Below are 19499 nucleotides of genomic sequence, written 5' to 3' on the forward strand. Positions count from 1 at the left end.
ACGACCCGGCCCGCGGCCGGCCCGGCGGCGCGTACGTCGCCCAGCACCTGGACGTCGCCCGGCTGATCGCCGCCGCGGTGGCCGAGGGCACCGGCTCGGGCTCGGGCTCGGGCTCCGGCTCGGGGGCGGGCTCGGGCTCCGGGGCGGCTTCGGCGGGCCGCTCGGGTTCGACCGGGCTCGCGGCTTCGGGGGTGTCCTTGCGGAAGTCCACCCGGGGGTCCTGACCGGCCGTCGGGGCCTCCGCCGCGTCCGTGTCCCGGCCCGTGTCCACGTCCGCGGCCGCTTCCGCACCCGTACCCGGGTTCGCGCCTGCTTCCGTGGCCGTACCCGGGTTCGCGCCTGCTTCCGTGGCCGCGGGCGCCTCCGGGCCCGGGACGGGCGGCTCGGACTCAGGCTTGGACACGTGGACTCCCCCAACCCGCCGGAACGGGCGTCGGCTCGGCGCTCGGCACCATGGCTCGGGCCCGAACGGGCCCGATCTGAACGGTCGCGCGACTTTACCCGATCTTTCCGAACGCCTGCCCGCCCCTTCCGGGCCCACCCCTCTGCCGGCCCCGCCGGCCCGGTCGGCTCAGCCCCGGGCCAGGACCTCGCCGTGCAGCATCGAGAACCAGCCGTCCCCGGCGGCGCTCCACTCCCGCCAGCCGTCCGCGATCCGGCCCAGCTCCTCCTGGTCCGCGAAGCCCAGCCCGACCGCCGTCCGGCCCAGCGCGGTGCCCGTCACCCGGTCCGCCCACATCCCGCCCCACCAGGCGCGCGCCTCGGGCGTCGCGTACGTCCAGGTGGAGGCGCCCGCGGTGACCTCGGTGAACCCGGCCGCGCGGGCCCAGGACAGCAGCCGCCGGCCGGCGTCCGGCTCGCCGCCGTTGGCGCGGGCGGTCCGCCGGTACAGCTCCAGCCACCGGTCCAGCGCGGGCACCTCCGGGAACCAGGTCATCGAGGCGTAGTCGACGTCGCGGACCGCGACCACGCCGCCCGGCGCCGTCACCCGCCGCAGCTCGCGCAGCGCGGCCACCGGATCGGCCACGTGCTGGAGCACCTGGTGGGCGTGCACCACGTCGAACTCGCCGTCCCGGTAGGGCAGTCGGTGCACGTCGGCGCGCTCGAAGGCGACATTCGCCAGGCCCCGCCCGGCGACGTGCCCGGCGGCCTGCTCCAGCACCTCGGCGGAGGTGTCCACCGCGACCACCCGCCCCTGCGGGCCGACCAGTTCGGCCAGGTCCGCGGTGATCGTGCCGGGCCCGCAGCCGACGTCCAACAGGGCCTGCCCGGGCCGCAGTTCGGGCAGCAGGTAGCCGGCCGAGTCGGCGGCGGTGCGGGAGCGGTGCGAGCGCAGCACGGCCTCCTGGTGGCCGTGGGTGTAGACGGCGGCGGGCTGCGGTCCGGTCATCGGGTCCCCCTGGGTGCGGTCGGCCGCGGGCGTTCCGCGGCGTCTCCGACGCTACTCGTCGTCCCGCATCCCGAGAAGATCCGTCTCACATCGCGGTTGCCCTGGGTCCGGACCGGACCCGGCCGCCGTACCGTGGAGGCGCCCCCGACAGAACGGTCCCCGCCCATGCCCGGCCCGCGCCCCTACGTCCTGCTGAGCGCCGCCGTCTCGCTCGACGGCCACCTCGACGACGCCTCCCCCGACCGGCTGCTGCTCTCCAACGCCGCCGACTTCGACCGGGTCGACGAGGAGCGCGCGGCCGCCGACGCGATCCTGGTCGGCGGCAACACGCTGAGAACCGACAACCCCCGGCTGCTGGTCAACGACCCCGGCCGGCGGGCGGCCCGACTGGCCGCCGGCCGGCCCGAGCACCCGCTGAAGGTGACGCTCACCGCGACCGGCGAGCTCGACGCGGGCCTGCGGTTCTGGCACGCCGGCGGCGCCCGGATCGCCTACACCACGGACGCCGGAGCGACGGTGCTGCGCCCCCGGCTGGACGGGCTCGCCGAGGTGGTCGCGCTGGGCGGCGCGGTGGAGCTCGGCGCGGTGCTGGACGACCTGGGTGCCCGCGGGGTGCGCCGGCTGATGGTCGAGGGCGGCGGGGGCGTGCACACCCAGTTCCTGGCCCAGGGCCTCGCGGACGAGCTCCAGCTGGCCGTCGCCCCGCTGCTGGTCGGCCAGGCCGGGGCGCCCCGCTTCGTCCGCGAGGCCGCGTTCCCGGGCGGCCCGGCCCGGCGGATGCGGCTGCTGGAGGCACGTACCGTGGGCGACGTCGTCCTGCTCAGGTACGCCCCCAAGGAGCCCGCGCCGTGACCCAGTCCGCGTCCACCGACCTCGCCCACCTGCGCCGGGCCGTCGAACTCTCCCGCCGCTGCCCGCCGTCCGAGACGGCCTTCTCGGTCGGCGCGGTGGTCGTCGGCGCCGACGGCACGGTGCTGGCGGAGGGCTACAGCCGGGAGACGGACCCGCACGACCACGCCGAGGAGGCGGCCCTGGCCAAGCTCCCGGCGGGCGACCCGCGGCTGCGCGGGGCGACCGTCTACAGCTCGCTGGAGCCCTGCGGGCAGCGCGCCTCGCGGCCGGTGCCGTGCGCCCGGCTGCTCGTCGCGGCGGGCGTGCCGCGGGTGGTGGTCGCCTGGCGCGAGCCGGACCTGTTCGTCACCGACTGCCAGGGCACCGCGCTGCTGACCGCCGCCGGGGTCGAGGTGGTGGAGCTGCCGGAGCTGGCCGAGGAGGCCCGCGCGGTCAACGCCCACCTGCTCGGACCCGCGTAATCTTTTGCATCATTCGGAAACAAACAGTTCTCGTCCCCGAGGAGCCGTCCCATGCCCGCCGCCCCCGTCCGGCTGACCGCCCGAGCCGTCCTCCTGGACATGGACGGCACCCTGGTCGACTCCGACGCCGTGGTCGAGCGCTGCTTCGGCCGCTGGGCCGAGCGGCACGGCCTGGACCCCGCCGAGGTACTCGCCGTCGCGCACGGCCGCCAGGGCCACGCGACCATGGCCCACTTCCTGCCGGACCGCCCGATGGAGCTCAACCTGGCCGACAACGAGCGGATGCTCGCCGAGGAGCGCGCCGACACCGAGGGCGTCGTGCCGGTGCCCGGCGCCGCCGCCTTCCTCGCCTCGCTGGCCGGGCTCCCGCACGCCCTGGTCACCTCGGCCGACCAGCCGCTCGCCCGGGTCCGGATGGCCGCGGCCGGCCTGCCGCTGCCGCCCGTCCTGGTCACCGCCGAGTCCGTCGGGGCCAGCAAGCCCGACCCCGAGGGCTTCCTCAAGGGCGCCGCCGCCCTCGGCTTCGCGCCCGCCGACTGCCTCGCCTTCGAGGACTCCGGCGCCGGCATCGCCGCCGCCCGGGCCGCCGGCACCCGCGTCATCGGCATCGGCCCGCGCGCCCTCCCCCACCACCCGGACGCCCACGCCGCCACCCTCACCGGCATCACCGTCACCGCCACCCCCGACGGCCTCCTCACCGTCACCCTCGGCTGAGGGCGCCGGAACACCGGACTGCCCGGGCCCGCACGACCACGGGCCCGGGCAGTCGGGTGCCGCACCGACGGTCAGACGCCGAGACCGATTCCCTTCTCCGCCGTGGGCTCGAACTCCTGGTGCCGCGCCGGGACACCGGCCAGCTCCCGAAGCTTCTCGCGCGTCTCCGCATCGGTCGAGTACACCACCGTGCCGATCATTCCCCGTGTCAGCAGCACCTTGTACGTGTTGCGGATCAACCGGTCCACGTCCGCGTCCGATGTCGACTTCTTGAAGATCGGATCCTTGGAAGCCGAGCGGTCGACGACCCAACGGTCACCACGCCACACCAGGTCGGGGCCGATGACGACCCCGCTCCAGTCGTACTCGAAGCCCTGCGCCGTGTAGACGCAACCCACCTGGCCGGCTCCGGCCGGATCGGTCGCCCACAGGGCCGCCGGCGGCGCACCATCGACGGCCCGGTCGCCGTAGACATTCCACGGACGCTCCCACCCGCCGATGACGACGTCCGCTGGGAGCGCCTGCCCGGGCGCCACCTTCTTCGTCCACTTCCAGCAGTAGCCGGCGGTCAGGCGTGCGCTGTAGTTCCGTGCGCGGCGCTCGTCCAGAACGGTCTCGACTTCCTGCGGGCTGTCCGCCACCACGAGCTGCATCCTGCCGTCGGATTCCCAGACTACGGGGCCACCCGGCTCAAGCCCCAACAGCCGCACCACCCAGCGCAGATACGCGTCGCTGCCACCGCAACGGAACTGGCTGTCCAGCGGCACCACCCGGCACTGGAGGCCCTTCTTCTTCGCGGCGGCCTCGATTTCCGCTACCGTCCCCATCTCGCCGGGTCGAACGACCTGGTGCTCGTCCAGCAGGAACACCGGCACACGTGCCGCGTCGATGAGCTCCTCGATCTGGGCCTTGCCCGTACGGTTCGCAGCCGCCGTGTAGCGGTTGGCCGAGGTCTCCCGCATGCGGTGGGCCTCGTCACAGATGAGGACATCGAGCCCGTTGCGCTCAGCCGTCATGAAGCTGTTGAAGTACTTGAAAAGATTCTGCACTTCGCGCCTTCGGGCGCCCGCGACCTTCCTCATCGTCGTCGTGAAGGAGTTGGAACCGGTCGCGTGCAGAGCGGTGGCGCCCTGCCGGTACAACTCTCCGAGAAGCGACAGCGCGATGACGCTCTTGCCGGTACCGGGCCCGCCGGTGACGACCACGACCTCCTTGTGGTCGGAACGCCTGGCGCGACGAACGGCGTTGAGGACCGTCCGGTATGCGACTCTCTGCTCGTCCAGCAGGACGAACTGCTCGCGCTCCCGCACCTCCTCGGCCGCCACCGCCATGAGCTGCTTCGACGGGCCGATCTTCCCGTTGAGAAGCTCGTCCGCGACCGAGGCTCCGGACTCGGCGGCCAGCGTCGACCGCAGGAAATCGACGAACTCGCCGCGCCGCGCTCCGATGAACAGCTGACCGTACTGGTCCTGCTCAGCCTCGAACAGCCCCATGACGCCGAACTCGGTCGCGTTGTGCAGGTACGCCGCACCGCTGACGCGTTCCGGGTGCTCGGCCAGTGTTCCGTTGAAGGAGATGAGGTGCTCGCAGTAGCCGCGTACCTGATCGACAGGGTTCAGCACCGCCCGGTTGTACGCATCGACGCGGCACAGCGACGGATCGTCGTCGTCCGGCTCCGCGCTGCTCCACTGCTTCAGCTCCACGACGACGTACGACGGCAGGCCTGTCCGCGGATGCACCCCGGCCAGCACGGCGTCCGCACGCTTGCTGTTCAACGGCAGCCCGTACTCCAAAAGCACCTCCACCTGCCCGAGCCCCGCGTCGTTCAAGGCGCTCGCGAGGACGGGGATGCTCCGCTTCCATGAGCGGACCTCGGAGTCGCCCGGTTTGTGACCGTGAACGTGCGCGAACTGCTCCGTCAGCCGGAAGAAGAGAGCACCGGAATGACACTCGGCGGCGACCGCGGCAGCGGAGTCGCGGAACAGCAAGGAATGCCCCCAAGACAGCACGAAGGAAACCCGTGCGGGTGGAGGCGTGTCCTTGTAGCCCCGTCAGGCGGAGCGGAAGCCTGGCGGGCCGCAGCGACGACGGACCAAGGCTACCTGCGACGCTTGTTGAGAGCAGGGGGCAGTTGCGATCCTTCGGCTGTGAGCTTCGACTGAGCACGCCGGTAGTTCTGCAATCCGATTGCGCCCGTGATCAATCTGCGCAGCTCCCGCTGGGTTGCCGGGTCGACCGCGTAGACCACGGTGCCGACCACGCCTCGGGTGAGGAGCACATGGTAGGCGTTGCGGATGCACCGGCCGACGACCTCATCGTCGACGGACCTGCTGAAGGCCGGATCATGGGAAGCGGCCCGTTCCACCTTGAACTTCCCGTCGCGGAACACCAGGTCGGGGCCGATGATGACGCCGTTCCAGTCGTACTCGAAAGTCTGCGCCGTGTACACGCAGCCGATCTGTCCGACTCCGCGGCGATCGGTCGCCCACCGATCGGACACAGGCGCGTACGGCACCTTGTACGTCGGCTTCACGTTCCACGGTTGACGCCATTCCCCGATTCGCACGTCGTCGACGAGCGATCCGCCTTTCGGCTTGCTCCAGGGCCAGCAGAAGCCCGCGGTGATGCGGGCCGTAGCGCCTTCAAGATCGCGTTCCTGGATGAACTGTTCCATTTGCGCGGGGGAATCCGCGACCAGGACCGTCATTCGCCCGTCCGGCCGCCAGGGCACCGGATCGGAGTCCCCCAGTCCCAGCAACTGCTGGACCCAGCTCTGGTACCGCCTACTCCCGCCCGCCCGGAAGGTTCCCTCCAGATCGGTGACTTCGACCAGGCACCCCTCGTCCTCGGCGATCTTCTTGAGGTAATCGGCCGTTCCCACCTCGTCCGGTCGGATCGACTGATGGTCGTCCAGAAGGAAGATCGGCACTTGGGACGCCCTGATCAGCTCGATCGCCTGGGGCGTCTCGTCGTCGCGACGTTCCGCCCGCGTGAACCTATCGGTGGAGGTACGCCTTGTCCGGTGTGCTTCATCGCAGATCAGGACCTCGATCTCGTCCGGCGAGGTCTCGACGAAGCTGTTGAAGTACCTGTACAGGCGGTTGGCCGCGCGGCTCCTTCGCGACTTCTGCCCCTGACGCGCCGCATCGACCATGTCTCCACGCAGCGTCTCCGTGTAAGCATGGGATCCGCTGGCCAATACGGCTTCATGCCCCTTGAGGCCCAGCTCGCGCTGAAGCTGCAGCGCCACGGCGCTCTTCCCGCTGCCCGGCCCACCCCGCAGGATGTGAACCCGCTTCTTGCGGCCCGAATCAGGCGTAGGGGCATCCTCGTCGTGGAAGAGGCCGACGTTGAACTCGCGGGGAAGGGAAGTCTTCTCCAGGTGCCGCACGATCCGGTCGAACGCCAGGAACTGCTCGTCAAGGAGAACCAGACCGCCGCCTACGACGGATCGTTGCCGCGCCACGTCGGTGATCTTCGGCAAGGGCTCGCGGCGGGACTCCTCCAGCGCGCGTGCCGCTCGCTTCCCGGATTCCGCGGTGAACCTCGAAGTGAGCACGCGCCGGAAACGGGCCAGGTCGTCGAGCGTGTAGAGAGAGCCGTAGTCGGACTCGGACAGTTCGAAGAGTGCCTCCACGTCCGCGTCCCGAGCGTTGTGAAGCAGCACCACACCTGTCAACCGGTCATCGCTCTCCCGGAGATGAGGCAGGTAACGCATCATGTAGTCGCAGTAGTTCTGGACCTGCCGCACCGGATGCAGCTTGAGCTTTCCGTCACTGAACCCGAGATCGACGGCGGTCGGACACTCTGGATCGACCGTGGCATGCCGCGCCTGCTTCAACTCGACCGCGACGTACGAATCCGCGCCCGTACCAGGACGCCGGCCGCACAGCACCAGGTCAACCGCGGAGTCGGTGTGCGGCAGCGAGACCTCGACCTGCACCTCCACCTCGCCCAGTCCGCATTCCAGCAGAGCCCTGACCACGACCGGGATGCTGTTGTTCCAGGCTTCGATGTCGCCCCGGGAGGCCGGTCGATCCTTGAGGGCGACATGCTCGTCGATCAGTCGCTCGGTGAGCGGAGAGTGCCCCGATCCTGCGGGGACGACGATGAGACGGCCGAGTTCGGCTGCGGACAGCTGCAGAAGCACGAGGATTCCCATGACACGAAATGACTCGTGCGGGTGGGGGCATGTCCTTCGTGGCTCCACCGGCGCGGAGCGGAAGCCCGTCGGGCCGCAATGACAACCGTAGGTTAGCCCGGCCTCCGGCGTGGTGAGGGGCGGGCCCCCGGAGACCCGCCCACCCGCCCGGCTCAGCCGAGGCGGCGCAGCACAACCTGCGCCAGCTCCCACATCAGGTTCGAGCCGAAGCCCGCCGAGATGCCCACCAGGACATCACGGACCCAACTGCGGCGCTTGGGCGTGTACTCGACGACAGCCATTTCGCGCGTCCCCTTTGGTCGAATTCGATGACGGCTGCCGGATGGCTCCCGCCGGGAACACACCTGAGGCTGCACCACCGAACCCGTCGGGCTCACGCAGGTCGCGTCGCGTACATCCTCCGGGAGGACACGCGGTGCAGGACAACGCTAGCTCATGACCACCGACCCGGACAGGGAGTTCCGGGGCGTGCGGGCATCGAGCCGAAAGGCCGCCCGCCCCGCGCTGTCGCGGGGCGGGCGGCCTCGGTGCCGCGGGCGGTCAGACGTTGAAGCGGAACGATCGACGGCCAAACCTGACCTGCGGCGGAGCATCGCGCATGCCCCTGACCAGGTATTTCCCAGTTGGCCAACGACGGCCCGCGATGGCCTCGATCGGGCATCCTGCGGACCGTCTGCGGACTGGCGGGACACGCACCGCCCGACAAATCCAAGGCCGACCAGCCAGCAGGGCACAGAACCCCACCGAACAGACGGTCGGAAGCCCTGTGCCCCGCTGTGATCATCAGCCCATAACCCACTCCACCTTTCGAGTGACCTAAACAGCCCACCATTACTCCAAGTGATACTTTGATCACCCTCAGGCTAGATGAGGGGAGATTGATCTTGTGGGGATTGCTAGGCGTACTGCTGGCAGCGATCACATCGGCGGCCGGCCTCGTCACCGTCCGGCAGTTGCTCCGGCATTGGGCTGCGGCTGACGAAGATCGCAGACTGCCTGACCTCTCGGTGCATCCACAAGATATCCCTCGCCTGACGCGCGAGGTTTTCGAAGAAATTTGCAGCTCCTCAAATAGCCCCGACGAGTGGGTCAACATGGGGCCATACATGAAGAATCAGGGATGGAACAGGCAGGACATTCGGCAGATCTTTCGCCCAATTTGCCCATCCCTAGTAACGCGAAATCCATTCTTCTCAAAGGTGTACGCACCTACAGGGCGGGGACTAGATGCATACGGGAGTCATGTAATGCGCAAGCCGCCCAACCAGTTTAATATTTCAGCCAGCCACGGAGGGTTCGTCGGTGGATTCAACATCGATAGCTCCGGAGCCACGGCACAAGTAGGCGGTTCGAATACGACAGGTGCACAGAATGCCGAATATCACCGCATCGCCGAAGCCCTGAGGTCCGATTCGGAAAGCTCTATTGGTGCCGAAAGTCATATCGCAAGGAGCTACGCAGAGGATCTCATCGAGGCAGCCGATAGCCGCGATCAAGTACGAGTTGATCGTCTATTGACGCGGATTCGCGAGCTGATCTCCTCGGCAAGCTCCGCATTCACTCTAACTCGCGGGATTATGGACTGGATGGAATAGCCCACCAGCAGCGCCTCGGACTATCGGCTCACGGATTCCAGCTGCGGGTGACTGGGTGCACGAGCGACGCAGCGCAGGCTTTCAAGCCGGGCGTTCATGCCACCCAGCCGCTCGGCGGCCTGCGCTTCACATTGCTGCCCGCCGCTCTCGACCACTCACCAACTAGTGCACTCTCACGTATCGATATCCAGCCTTCTTCACAAAGCGATCCAGGTAACCGCCCTTACTGGAAGCCACCATGAGCCCTTGGTGCACCAACACCGGAACATTGAGGTATTGGTACACGGCGCCATTCTTGAAGTGGACCTCAAGCACACCTTCATTGGACTCGTAGCCCACGGCCGCAAGGTTTGATGATTGAACAGGCACAAGATCCATGGCAGCCTCATTCTCTCGCCGAAATATATCCGGAAGCGATCTCTTCATAAATGGCGAACCTCAAACCTGGAATAACCATCTCCACGCAAGAGCAGCGCCCGAAAAATATGACGTCAAGACAGAATTTATCAGGACCGCCTACTGGATCATCAGCTGCACGGACTCCAAAATTCCCGCAAGGTGGAACGGCGGGCCTGAGGCAGCCGTCAAAGCAGCCTCGCGGTACGTGGCTGCGTCCTTCTGCTCAAACCCGTCACCGGCGTTGATCAGCTCCCGCCGCCGCTCTCCCCAGCTAGGCCACTCATTGGCGAGATATGTCTCCAGCCTGTCAGAGAACACTGCATACGTAGCATCAACCGTCGTGGGCGGCTCGGAAGCGGATGTTCCACCGAGGTATCGCAGGAGTTCGCGATTCTTGATCGCGTTAGAGCGGGCTTGGTTCTGAAAATCTGCGACCTTCTCTGCACGCTTCTCAGCGGGAAGGTGGTCTACTGACTGGGTCTTCTCCTCCAACATCCCGGCATCTCCATCGAAGACGACGTAACAGGGGACGCCGAGCGCGGTCAGGATGGCATGACTGAGCGGGATATTGCTTTTGCTGCCGGCAACAACAATTGTGATTCCTTGGGCTCCCAGATTGATCCCTAGCCGCTCTGCGCAGCCGAGGAGAACCCCCTCATCCGTAGGCCCCTCGACGAGAATTGCAGCATGCCCGAAGAATCCCTCAGCAAGTGCGTTTGAGCACCAGGTGCCCGCGTTCCTCTTGATCGTATTCTCTTTGACGATACCAGTCAGCGCCTCGCGCAGGTCGCCCTCGGAAACCTGGCTGACCATCGTGGCAGGGTGTCCCATTCCAACATCTCGACTGAGACGACGGATCTGGCGATAGTTCCGCGGATCAATAAAGAGAGGGCTGTGGGTTGCGTACATTACCTGTGTCCGGCCACCAGCAGACGCGATCACAAGCTTTCGCAGAACGTCAGCAAATGTCCGGGCCTGTGGAGGGTGCTGAAATAGCTCGGGCTCCTCGATTGCCAGACATAGTGTCTTTGCCCCATTGTCAGGGCTCTTCCGTTTGGCCAGTAGCTTGAGGGCAGCGATGATGAGGGCTCGCTGGAAGCCGTGTCCCTGCCTGTCGACGGAGGTCTCAACTGCGCCATCACGCACACTGACCTGGAAGGTCATCCTAGACGGCTTGGGCGCCTGGGTAATGGTGGAGACAACCAGCTCACGTCCGGTCGTAAGTTCGGCCAGCTCCTTGGATAGTGCGCCTGAGATCTCGTCAAGTGTTGGCCCGTAGACCTGGGCATGCACCTCTCGGCGGGCCCGATGCGCGGTCTCCTCGATGTCACTGAGCTGCTTGCTTGCCTCGGACCGGTCCACTGCGTGATCTAGGATCTGCCCAATGGCCGTGCTCTTGCGATCATCGGTCTCTTCGTAGGCGCGGAGATCAGCAGAGATGAACACGAAGTCAACGAGTTTGGCGAGCTGACTCTGGCCAGCAAAGCCAAAAAAGTGGGTGTCCTCAACCTCAGACTCAGTGAGCTGGTCGCGATTGGCCGTCTCCCAGAGCCGCATCGCCTCATCCACGGCATCAACCTTGGGAGCGGTCGGCAGTCCGAGGCTAGGGTCCCTCTCCCGAAGCTCGTTGTAGGCCCGCCGCCTGTCCATCGCCTTAAGGTGCCGACGCACCTCCTCGAACGGGCGGTAAGTGAATGCCTTTCCCGTGATCTTATCGACACCGTTGTCCCATGTACGCCAGATAGAGACGTTCTCCGCACCATCAGGTGCGTAGCGGCCCAGCGTCTCGCGGTCATAGTCAGTGAGACTGTCGAACTCCACCTCGACCGAGATCCGCGCCCCGTCTGTGGCCGAGTGGACGTCATCCGTGCTGAGCGCTACGTCCTTTTCTCCTGTGAAGAACCAGTCGAGTGCCCGAAGGACGGTTGATTTTCCCACGCCTGAGGGCCCGATGAACGAGGTGATGTCGTCGAAGGCAACATCCACCTTGTGTAGGCAACGGAAGTTCTCGATGCGCACACGCTTGATCTTCACTGGTCGTCCTGGAGGTCGATGCCGACGATGTCAAAGCGTCGGCGGGTACTCCGGTGATACTAGCGGCAGATGTGGTGGTCCATCATGTCGTTTGATTCCCATAAGTCGGTTGAGGTTAGGCCAAGTTGATCAGTAGGCCCAGGTCGAACCTGTACCCCGGTACTCCTCGACGGGGATCGGGTGGACGTCGGGGCGCATGCGGTCGGTGTAGAGGAGGCCGTCGAGGTGGTCGATCTCGTGGGCGATGAGGCGGGCGAGGCCGAACTCGTAGGTGACGATGGTGATGACGCCGTCGAGGGTGGTGGCGGTGACGTCCATGCGGAGGGGGCGGGGGACCATGCCGCGGACGTCGAAGAAGCTGAGGCAGCCCTCGTACTGTTCGTCGGTCTCGTCGGAGACGGCGGTGATCTTCGGGTTGAGCAAGATGATCGGTTCTGCGCCGGCAGCTGGGGGAAGGACGAGGGCGGCGGCGCGGGGGATGCCGATCTGTGGGGCGGCGAGGCCCATGCCCTTGGCAAAGGAGTGAACCTGGCCGATCCGCTCTACGGCGGTGAAGAGTTCGTCGATGACGGCCTGGACGGCGGCGCGCTCGGTCGGGAGGTCGAAGGGCTCGGCGGGGCGGTTGAGGATGGGGGTGCCCTGCTGGATCACGCCGAGGGACTGCATCTGCTGGCTGGGCCGCACCTCGATCACCTGGTCTCCTTGGTCTGTTGCTGGTTGTTGGCGGTGGCGCGGAAGCGCCATTCGAGGCGGAAGCGGGCGTGCAGCGGCGGGTCGTCGGTGGCCCAGGCGAAGTGCCGACGTTCGCCGTCATCGTGGCGGCTGACCGCGGTGCGCAGGGGTACGGACTCGGCGGTCATGGAGGTCTCGGTACCCCACACCACCGGGTCGAGGGCGGCGGGGAAGTCGAGGCGTACGGCGAGGTGTTCGGTGGGCAGGCGGACCGCGCGCTGGAACCAATGGCCCCACTTGTCGGCGCCGACGCTGTAGGCGTACTCGATCCAGGTGGCGTCGCCCGGGTAGAGCGGGAAGCGGCCGTGCTCGTTGTCGAACAGGAGCCAGACCTCCTTGAAGGCGTCGCGGTCGTGCTTGGCCTGCCACCGCATATCCTCACCCTGGCACGAGGCGGTGAGCGCCAGTTCGTCCCAGGTCAGTGGGTGCTCACGGTAGTGGGCGTTGGAGCGCTCCGGTTCGCCGGGGTAGCGGTCGACGGCGATGCGGATCAGGTAGCGGGTGATGGGCTCGGCACCGGTGTTCCGTAGACGGCGGCGCATGGTCAACCGGTAGGTGGATCCGTCGAATTGGAGCGCGGCTTCGTCGTGCTCGACCACGATCGCGGCGCCGGAGGCGTACGGCTGCTCGGGGCGGCGGGGCGCCGGCGGCGCGGTCGGGGTGCGGCTGCGGGAGCGGGCGGCGTCGTAGTCGAGCCAGCGCCGCCAAATGGCTTTCCCGGCGTTGAGGGTCTCGTCGGCGAGGCGGGCGAACTCTTCGGTCGGTTTGTGGCGGCCCGACTCCATGTGGCTGACGTACGACGGGTCGAAGCCCATCTTCCCGGCCAGCGCGCGCTTGGAGAGGCCGCGTACTTCCCGCCAGTGAGCGACTTCGCCTGCGAACGCCTCCATCGCCTGGTCAGCCGAGTCCTGGTCGGCCCTCGTCTCCATCCGCTCCGCCCCCAGTGAGTGATGAATGAACCGTGAGTGACCTTAGCTCACCATCCCGTCACGGTTCTGCCTCCGGCTGTCATTACCCCATCGGACGCGAACTTCAAGCGCCCGGCCAGCAACAGAGCCCGATCTTCCCTTCTGCCGCGAGGAGTTAGCCGTGTACGAGTCCCCGTCTCGCCGCCGAGGTCGGCACCGCGATCCGGTCGGCGCGGCCCTCGGCGCCGTGTGGGCGGTCGGCAACGCGGTGGTGATCGCCCTGCTCGGCGTCATCGTGCACAACGACTTCGACCCGGCCCGACTCCGTGCTCACCCGGCAGCCAGCTCGGCGCCGGACAGCACCTACGTGTAGCGCCCTTCCACCCATCGCCCATCACGGGCTGGACTCCGAACTGGAGCGCACAGCATGGAAACCAGGAACGTGATCGTCCCCGTCCACGACGGCCCCATCGACCTCGCCCGCCCGCACTTCGTTGGCATCGGCGGCGCCGGCATGTCGGCCGTCGCCCGCCTGCTGCTGGAGAGCAGCAGCCGCGTCTCCGGCTCCGACACCAGCGACAGCACGGCGCTGCGCGAGCTGGAGCAGGCCGGTGCCGCCGTCGCCATCGGCCACACCGCCAGCAACCTGCCCGCCGACACGACGGTCCTCGTGTGGTCCAGCGCGGTGACCCCGAGCAACCCCGAGGTCGCCGCCGCCCGCCGGGCCGGTGTCCCGGTCGTGCACCGCTCGGACGTGCTCGCGCACCTGATCGCCACTGCCGAGCAGTCCATCGCCGTGGCAGGCACCCACGGCAAGACCATGACCACCGGCATCCTCAGCGCTGCCCTGGCCCATCTCGACCCGTCGTACGCCATCGGCGCCGCCCCCATCGGCCGCCCCAACGCCCACCAGGGCCTCGGCGGCCCCCTGGTCGCCGAGGTGGACGAGAGCGACCGCACCGCCGGCCGTTACCACCCGCAGGTCGCCGTCGTCCTGAACGTGGACGACGACCACCCCGAGCAGTACGTCGACCTGAACGACGCCCTGGACGTCTTCGAGCGCCTGGCCCGCAACAGCTCCACGCTGGTCGTCTCCTCCGACGACCCGGGTGCCCGGCTGCTAATCGAGCGCCTGCACGCGGCGCCCGGCCCGAAGGTCGTCACGGTCGGCGAGGCCATGGACGCCGATGTGCGGGTGCTGCGCGTGCTGTGGGACGGAAGGGCCAGCCACGTCACCGTGCAGGACATGGACGGATCGTGGCACGAGTTCACGCTCGCCGTTCCCGGGCGGCACAACGCGGTGAACGCCGCCGCCGCGTTCGCCGCGGGCCGGGTGCTCGGTGTTGAACCCCGCGCCCTGGTGGACGGCATCAACGCCTTCCAGGGCATCAAGCGCCGGCTCACCACCACCGGCAGCCACGCCGGGGTGACGGTGCTGGACTCCTACGCCCACCACCCGAGCGAGATCACCGCCGACCTGGCCACGGCCCGGATGCTCACCGAGAGCCGGGTGATCGCGGTGTTCGAGCCCACCGGCTGGACCCGCACCGCCGCCCTCGGCGACGAGATGGGCCGCCGGCTCGCGGCGGCCGACGAGGTCGTCCTTCTCGACGTGCACGCCTCGGTCGAGTCCCCGCTCACCGGGATCAGCATCGCGCCGATGGCCGCGCAGGTCGCCGCCTGCGGTGGCCGGGCCCACACCGCGGGCGACGGGCGCGACGTGGCGGACGTGGTCGCCGAGCTGGTCAGGCCCGGCGACCTGGTCGTGACGATGGGCACTGGGACCGCCGGTCGCGTCGGCAGGGCGGTCCTGCTGCGGCTGGCCGAGGCCCCGGCGGCGGTCCGGGCCGCGTAGTCAGCCGGTGAGACCCATGGCGTCGGGCTTGGCAAGCCGCATCGCGGTAACCTCCAGCCCGACGCTGTGGGAGCCCTTCACCAGCACCACGTCTCCGGGCTTGAGGTAGGTCAGCAGCAGGTCGAGGGCGGCGTCGCGGTCCGGGACCAGCGTCGCCGTCACCCCGCCGTCGACCGCGCTCGCGTGCACCAGAGCGGCCTCCGCGCCGCCGACCGCGATCAGGTCCGTGACGCCGTTCCGGGCCACCATGCGGCCCAGTTCCGCGTGGTGGGCGTCGGACTCCTCGCCCAGCTCCCGCATCTCGCCCAGCACCGCCACCGTCCTGCGTCCGTCGCCAGCCATGGCAGTGAGCGCGGACAAGGCCACGGCCATCGAATCGGGGTTCGCGTTGAACGCGTCGTTGATCACCGTCACGCCGTCCGGCCGCTCGGCGACGTCCATCCGGCCCGGCGTCAGCTGCCGGGCACCGGTCAACGCATCCGCAGCCTGCCGCACGCTCGCGCCCAGGCCGATCGCCACCGCGGCGGCGGCCGTCGCGTTAGACACGTGGTGGGCGCCGTGCAGCCCCAGCTTCACGGGGGCGCTCTCGCCGCGGTACGTGAGGGTGAACGAGGGCCGGCCTGCTGCGTCCAGCTCGACATCGACGGCCCGCACGTCCCCGGCCTGCACCCCGAACGTCAGGACCGGCGCGACCGTGCGCGGCGCCATCGACATCACGTACGGGTCGTCGGCGTTGAGCACCGCCAGTCCGTCGATGGGCAGGGCCTCGACGAGTTCGCCCTTCGCGACGGCGATCGACTCCTTCCCGCCGCCGAACTCGCCCACGTGCGCGGTTCCGACGTTCAGTACCAGGCCGACCTTCGGCGGGACGATCCCCGTCAGGTACTTGATGTGCCCGGCGCCGCGCGAGCCCATCTCCAGCACCAGCAGGCGGGTGTTCTCGTCCGCCCGGAAGACGGTCAGCGGCAGGCCGATCTCGCCGTTGTACGACAGCGGCGTGGCCACCGTGGTGTCCATGGTCTCCAGCACCTGGGCCAGCAGGTCCTTGGTGCTGGTCTTCCCGGCCGAGCCGGTCAGCCCGATCACGGTCGGCGCCTTCAGGCGGTCGAGCACCGCGCGGGCCAAGGCGCCCATCGCGTCCTGGACATCCGTCACCACGATCGCCGGCACCCCGACCGGCCGCGCGGCCAGCACTGCTACCGCACCCGCGGCCACGGCGGCCTCGGCAAACCGGTGCCCATCGGTGTGCTCGCCTGGCAGCGCGATGAACAGCGCCCCGGGCTCTACCAGTCGCGAGTCGATGACCCCCGGCCGGTCGACCACGGCGCCGGGATCGGAGACGTCGTGCAGAGCGCCCCCGACAGCCTCGGCGATCTCTTGCAGGGTCATGGGGACCACGGTGGCTCCGATCCATCGACGCACCCGCCCGTCCTCAGGGCGGCCTGCCCTCGACGCTAGCGGCTCCCCAACATCGCGCCCGCCATCCCGCGCATTCCGAACCAGACTGTGACAAAAGGAAGATGAGCATGTCTGCAGCTGAACGTCGTATCGCCCTCGTCACCGGTGGCCGCTCCGGCGAACGCGACCGCTCGCTGATCTCTGGCGAGGCCGTTCGCGAGTCGCTGGTCCGCCAGGGCCTTCCGCACTTCGTCCTCGACCCCACCGACAAGGACTTCACCGACCGCGTCCGCGAGGCCGACGTCGCCTTCCTCGCCATCGCCGGCCAGTGGGCCGAGGACGGCAAACTGCAGGGCCTCCTCGACAGCCTCGGCGTCCCGTACACCGGCTCCGGGGTCCTGGCCAGCGCCGTCGCGATGCACAAGCCCACGGCCAAGATCCTCGTCCTCGCCGACGGCGTCACCGTTCTCCCGCACCTCCCCCTGCGCGGTACGGAGGACGCCCAGGAGGTCGCTCGGACCTGCGCCGACGAGTTCGGCCTGCCCGTCATCCTCAAGCCGACCTCCGAAGGCGGCTCCATCGGCATGCGCGTCTTCCGCGACCTGAACTCGCTCACCACCACGCTCACCCACGACACCCGGGGCGGCGAGTGGTTCATCGAACCGTTCAAGGAGGGCACCGCCGTCACCTGCGGCGTGCTGGAGCAGGACGGCGCTCTGGTCACGCTCCCGCCGCTGGAGACCCTCCCGACCACCGCGGAGTTCTACGACTACAAGGCCAAGCGCAACCCGGCCGGCCACCGCTACCGCTGCCCCGCCAAACTCCCGGGCACCGCCCTCGCCACCATCTCCCGCGCGGCCGTCCGCGCTCACCAGCTGCTGAACTGCTCGGGCTACTCGCGATCGGACTTCCTCGTCACCCCGGTCGGCGAGGTCCACTGGCTGGAGATCAACACGCTGCCCGGCCTCTCCACGCACGGCAACCTCGCCACCATGGCCGCCGCTGCCGGAATCAGCTACGACCGCCTCATCGCGACCATCCTCGCCACCATCCACACCGACGGGTACCGCCCGTGAACGCCGCCGAACTGCCGCTGTCGGCGGACGACATCTACGACGCCCAGCGCCGTCTGCGCGGTGTCGCCGCCTCCACCCCGGTGCTCTCCCACCCGGCGCTGGACGAGATCGCCGGGCGGAGCGTGGTCTGCAAGGCCGAAGCCCTCCAACGCACCGGCTCGTTCAAGTTCCGCGGCGCCTACAACGCCCTGGCAGCCCTGAGCCCGCGCAAGCGCCGCCGCGGGGTGATCGGCGCCTCGTCCGGCAACCACGCCCAGGCGCTCGCCCTCGCGGGCCAGCTGCTGTCCGTCCCGGTTACCGTCGTCGTCCCGCACGATGCGCCCCAGGGCAAGGTGGATGGTGCCCGTTCTCTCGGCGCCGAAATCGTCGCCTACCACCGGCAGCGCGACGACCGCGATGCCATCGTCTCCCGGCTGGCTGCGGACCAAGGCCTCGCTGTCGTGCCGTCCGCCAACGCCCTGGCAGTGATGGCCGGAGCGGGCACTGCCGCGCTGGAGCTGCTCTGGCAGGCCCCGGTGTTGACCACGATCCTGGTCCCCGTGGGCGGTGGCGGCCTCGCCGCCGGCACCGCCGTCGCAGCCAAGCACATCAACCCGCACATCAAGGTGATCGGCGTCGAGCCCGAGACTGCGGCCGACACCGCCGCCTCCCTCCACGCCAAACGGATCGCGGAGCTGCCCGCCGTACCCGACACCATCGCGGACGGCCTCCGCCACACCACCCCAGCCGCCCTGCCCTGGGAGATCAACAAGACCCTGCTCGACGACGTCATCACCGTGACGGACGCCCAGATCGTGCAGGCTATGGGCTGGGCGTTCAAGCACCTCAAGGTGGTGACCGAACCCTCCGGAGCCGTCGCACTCGCGGCCCTGGCCGGCCTCGACCGGCAGCCCGGCCCCGTGGGCGTCATCCTCTCCGGCGGATCGGTCGACCTGGACGCCTTCCACCGCCTCGTGTCCACCCCGCCACCCCGGAAGGAACCGGCCCTTGCCTGACCACCCCAAGCACCACCCGATCCCGCTGATCACCCAGTACGCCACCCCCGGCTTAATCAATGCCATCGCCTACGAAGGGCACCCGCCCAGCGACGACGACAACTGGGCGGCCAGCGGCGCCCCCGACCGGGACTCCTACGCCTACTGGTCCACGCGCCTCTGCGGCATGGCCTGCCTGCGGATGGCCCTATTCGCCCGTGACGGCGAGGCACCCACCCTTTTCGACCTCCTGGACGGGTGCCTCGCCTACGGCGGCTACGTCCAGCGGGACGACGGCAGCGTCGGCGGCCTGTACTACAAGCCGTTCACCGAGTACGCCCTCGCAGCCCACGCCCTCAAGTCGGAGATCATCACCGACCTCACCCCGGACCGGCTCCTCGCCGAACTCAACCACGGCCACCTCGTCATGGCATCCGTCCACAAGGAGATCCGCCGCCCCGACCGCTCGGCACCCGCACGCGGCGGACACCTGGTGCTCGTCACAGGGCATCAGGACGGCGGGGTGCTCTTCCGAAACCCATCAGGCCACACCGCTGACGCGGTGGACGCCCTTCTCCAGCTCGACCGCTTCGACACCTTCGCGGCCCACCGAGGCATCGCGCTGCGGGTATGACCTTCTTCTGCACCATCCCCGCGCTGACATTCCGGCACCCCTGGGCCGACTCCCCGGTCGGTGACAGGCACCCCTGGGCCTGCCACCGACCGGGTTACCGCCGTCCCGTTCGGGGCGAAGGCGGGGTAAGGACTCCTTACCCCACAACTTGCTCCCTTCAGGGTGAACGCGGGTAAGCAGCGCTACCTCACAACTTGCTCTGCCGGGGCCATTTCCGGAAGTCCCGGCATCGACATGTGGAGTTCCGGAACGACCGGTCTGTGCATCGACGCACCGCTCGCCCGGTTCCGAATTCGGAACCCGGCGACCGGTGCG

17 protein-coding genes and 1 pseudogene are annotated in these 19499 nt (G+C 68.8%); 8 read left to right on the forward strand and 10 right to left on the reverse strand.

The genetic code is table 11. The features are described from left to right. Together ABZW03_RS18495 and ABZW03_RS18500 are read right to left on the reverse strand one after the other, a co-directional pair. Positions 1-211: hypothetical protein (locus ABZW03_RS18495; protein ID WP_355258949.1), on the reverse strand; the 211-nt coding region annotated here is incomplete at its 3' end. Positions 212-571: 360 nt separating this feature from the next. Next, a complete protein-coding gene (locus tag ABZW03_RS18500; RefSeq protein WP_355258902.1) occupies positions 572-1390 on the reverse strand; it encodes a methyltransferase domain-containing protein in 819 nt (272 codons plus the stop codon). 165 nt (positions 1391-1555) lie between these two features. On the opposite strand from ABZW03_RS18500, the pseudogene ABZW03_RS18505 reads away from it, so the two are divergent. Both ABZW03_RS18505 and ABZW03_RS18510 read left to right on the forward strand, forming a co-directional pair. Then, positions 1556-2703: pseudogene (locus tag ABZW03_RS18505) on the forward strand (dihydrofolate reductase family protein). Positions 2704-2754: 51 nt separating this feature from the next. Further along, positions 2755-3417 carry an HAD-IA family hydrolase gene (locus ABZW03_RS18510; RefSeq protein ID WP_355258905.1) on the forward strand — a complete coding sequence of 221 codons (663 nt, stop codon included), beginning with the start codon at positions 2755-2757 and terminating at the stop codon, positions 3415-3417. A gap of 71 nt (positions 3418-3488) precedes the next feature. Here ABZW03_RS18510 and ABZW03_RS18515 read toward each other — a convergent pair whose 3' ends face one another. The 3 genes from ABZW03_RS18515 to ABZW03_RS18525 all read right to left on the reverse strand — a co-directional run bounded on the left by ABZW03_RS18515 (position 3489) and on the right by ABZW03_RS18525 (position 7860). After that, entirely contained in the window at positions 3489-5405 is a 1917-nt protein-coding gene (locus ABZW03_RS18515; protein ID WP_355258908.1) for a DUF2075 domain-containing protein, read from the reverse strand. Positions 5406-5515: 110 nt separating this feature from the next. Beyond that, entirely contained in the window at positions 5516-7579 is a 2064-nt protein-coding gene (locus ABZW03_RS18520; RefSeq protein ID WP_355258911.1) for a DUF2075 domain-containing protein, read from the reverse strand. A 152-nt stretch (positions 7580-7731) separates the two neighbouring features. After that, positions 7732-7860, reverse strand: coding sequence for a DUF6408 family protein (locus ABZW03_RS18525; RefSeq protein ID WP_355258914.1), 129 nt, complete (start codon positions 7858-7860; stop codon positions 7732-7734). Between the two features lie 966 nt (positions 7861-8826). Between ABZW03_RS18525 and ABZW03_RS18530 the strand changes: the two genes are divergently transcribed. Then, the gene (locus tag ABZW03_RS18530) at positions 8827-9174 is read left to right on the forward strand and encodes a hypothetical protein (protein ID WP_355258917.1); all 348 of its coding nucleotides are present in this window, start codon (positions 8827-8829) and stop codon (positions 9172-9174) included. Between the two features lie 162 nt (positions 9175-9336). Here ABZW03_RS18530 and ABZW03_RS18535 read toward each other — a convergent pair whose 3' ends face one another. From ABZW03_RS18535 to ABZW03_RS18550, 4 genes are all read right to left on the reverse strand, one after another. After that, a complete protein-coding gene (locus tag ABZW03_RS18535; RefSeq protein ID WP_355258920.1) occupies positions 9337-9600 on the reverse strand; it encodes a KTSC domain-containing protein in 264 nt (87 codons plus the stop codon). A 90-nt stretch (positions 9601-9690) separates the two neighbouring features. Beyond that, positions 9691-11607 carry an ATP-dependent endonuclease gene (locus ABZW03_RS18540; RefSeq protein WP_355258923.1) on the reverse strand — a complete coding sequence of 639 codons (1917 nt, stop codon included), beginning with the start codon at positions 11605-11607 and terminating at the stop codon, positions 9691-9693. Between the two features lie 129 nt (positions 11608-11736). Beyond that, complete coding sequence (locus ABZW03_RS18545) at positions 11737-12300, reverse strand: peptide deformylase (protein WP_355258926.1); 564 nt, start codon at positions 12298-12300, stop codon at positions 11737-11739. Then, on the reverse strand, positions 12297-13268 hold the full coding sequence (locus tag ABZW03_RS18550; RefSeq protein WP_355258929.1) for a helix-turn-helix transcriptional regulator: 972 nt from the start codon (positions 13266-13268) through the stop codon (positions 12297-12299). Before ABZW03_RS18550 ends, ABZW03_RS18545 begins: the two co-directional genes overlap by 4 nt. A 160-nt stretch (positions 13269-13428) precedes the next feature. On the opposite strand from ABZW03_RS18550, the gene ABZW03_RS18555 reads away from it, so the two are divergent. Together ABZW03_RS18555 and murC are read left to right on the forward strand one after the other, a co-directional pair. Next, entirely contained in the window at positions 13429-13620 is a 192-nt protein-coding gene (locus tag ABZW03_RS18555; RefSeq protein ID WP_355258932.1) for a hypothetical protein, read from the forward strand. A 54-nt stretch (positions 13621-13674) separates the two neighbouring features. After that, entirely contained in the window at positions 13675-15102 is a 1428-nt protein-coding gene (murC, locus tag ABZW03_RS18560; protein WP_355258935.1) for a UDP-N-acetylmuramate--L-alanine ligase, read from the forward strand. Here murC and murF read toward each other — a convergent pair whose 3' ends face one another. Next, complete coding sequence (gene murF, locus ABZW03_RS18565; RefSeq protein WP_355258938.1) at positions 15103-16500, reverse strand: UDP-N-acetylmuramoyl-tripeptide--D-alanyl-D-alanine ligase; 1398 nt, start codon at positions 16498-16500, stop codon at positions 15103-15105. Positions 16501-16628: 128 nt separating this feature from the next. On the opposite strand from murF, the gene ABZW03_RS18570 reads away from it, so the two are divergent. From ABZW03_RS18570 to ABZW03_RS18580, 3 genes are read left to right on the forward strand one after another with little or no spacing between them, the layout of a single operon-like run. Beyond that, a complete protein-coding gene (locus ABZW03_RS18570) occupies positions 16629-17576 on the forward strand; it encodes a D-alanine--D-alanine ligase (protein ID WP_355258941.1) in 948 nt (315 codons plus the stop codon). Next, the gene (locus ABZW03_RS18575) at positions 17573-18571 is read left to right on the forward strand and encodes a threonine/serine dehydratase (RefSeq protein WP_355258944.1); all 999 of its coding nucleotides are present in this window, start codon (positions 17573-17575) and stop codon (positions 18569-18571) included. Before ABZW03_RS18570 ends, ABZW03_RS18575 begins: the two co-directional genes overlap by 4 nt. Next, positions 18564-19184, forward strand: a complete 621-nt coding sequence (locus ABZW03_RS18580; protein ID WP_355258946.1) for a C39 family peptidase — start codon at positions 18564-18566, stop codon at positions 19182-19184. The genes ABZW03_RS18575 and ABZW03_RS18580 overlap by 8 nt, the downstream gene beginning before the upstream one ends. Positions 19185-19499: the final 315 nt, after the last annotated feature.

The organism is Kitasatospora sp. NPDC004799 (assembly GCF_040609095.1).
In the GTDB taxonomy this organism is placed as follows: domain Bacteria; phylum Actinomycetota; class Actinomycetes; order Streptomycetales; family Streptomycetaceae; genus Kitasatospora.

What these genes read in the sequence shown, in the direction of transcription:
- ABZW03_RS18500 (WP_355258902.1), bottom strand. Translation starts at nt 1,390, where the DNA reads ATGACCGGACCGCAGCCCGCCGCCGTCTACACCCACGGCCACCAGGAG.
- ABZW03_RS18510 (WP_355258905.1), top strand. Translation starts at nt 2,755, where the DNA reads ATGCCCGCCGCCCCCGTCCGGCTGACCGCCCGAGCCGTCCTCCTGGAC.
- ABZW03_RS18520 (WP_355258911.1), bottom strand. Translation starts at nt 7,579, where the DNA reads ATGGGAATCCTCGTGCTTCTGCAGCTGTCCGCAGCCGAACTCGGCCGT.
- ABZW03_RS18525 (WP_355258914.1), bottom strand. Translation starts at nt 7,860, where the DNA reads ATGGCTGTCGTCGAGTACACGCCCAAGCGCCGCAGTTGGGTCCGTGAT.
- ABZW03_RS18530 (WP_355258917.1), top strand. Translation starts at nt 8,827, where the DNA reads ATGCGCAAGCCGCCCAACCAGTTTAATATTTCAGCCAGCCACGGAGGG.
- ABZW03_RS18535 (WP_355258920.1), bottom strand. Translation starts at nt 9,600, where the DNA reads ATGAAGAGATCGCTTCCGGATATATTTCGGCGAGAGAATGAGGCTGCC.
- ABZW03_RS18550 (WP_355258929.1), bottom strand. Translation starts at nt 13,268, where the DNA reads ATGGAGACGAGGGCCGACCAGGACTCGGCTGACCAGGCGATGGAGGCG.
- murC (WP_355258935.1), top strand. Translation starts at nt 13,675, where the DNA reads ATGGAAACCAGGAACGTGATCGTCCCCGTCCACGACGGCCCCATCGAC.
- ABZW03_RS18570 (WP_355258941.1), top strand. Translation starts at nt 16,629, where the DNA reads ATGTCTGCAGCTGAACGTCGTATCGCCCTCGTCACCGGTGGCCGCTCC.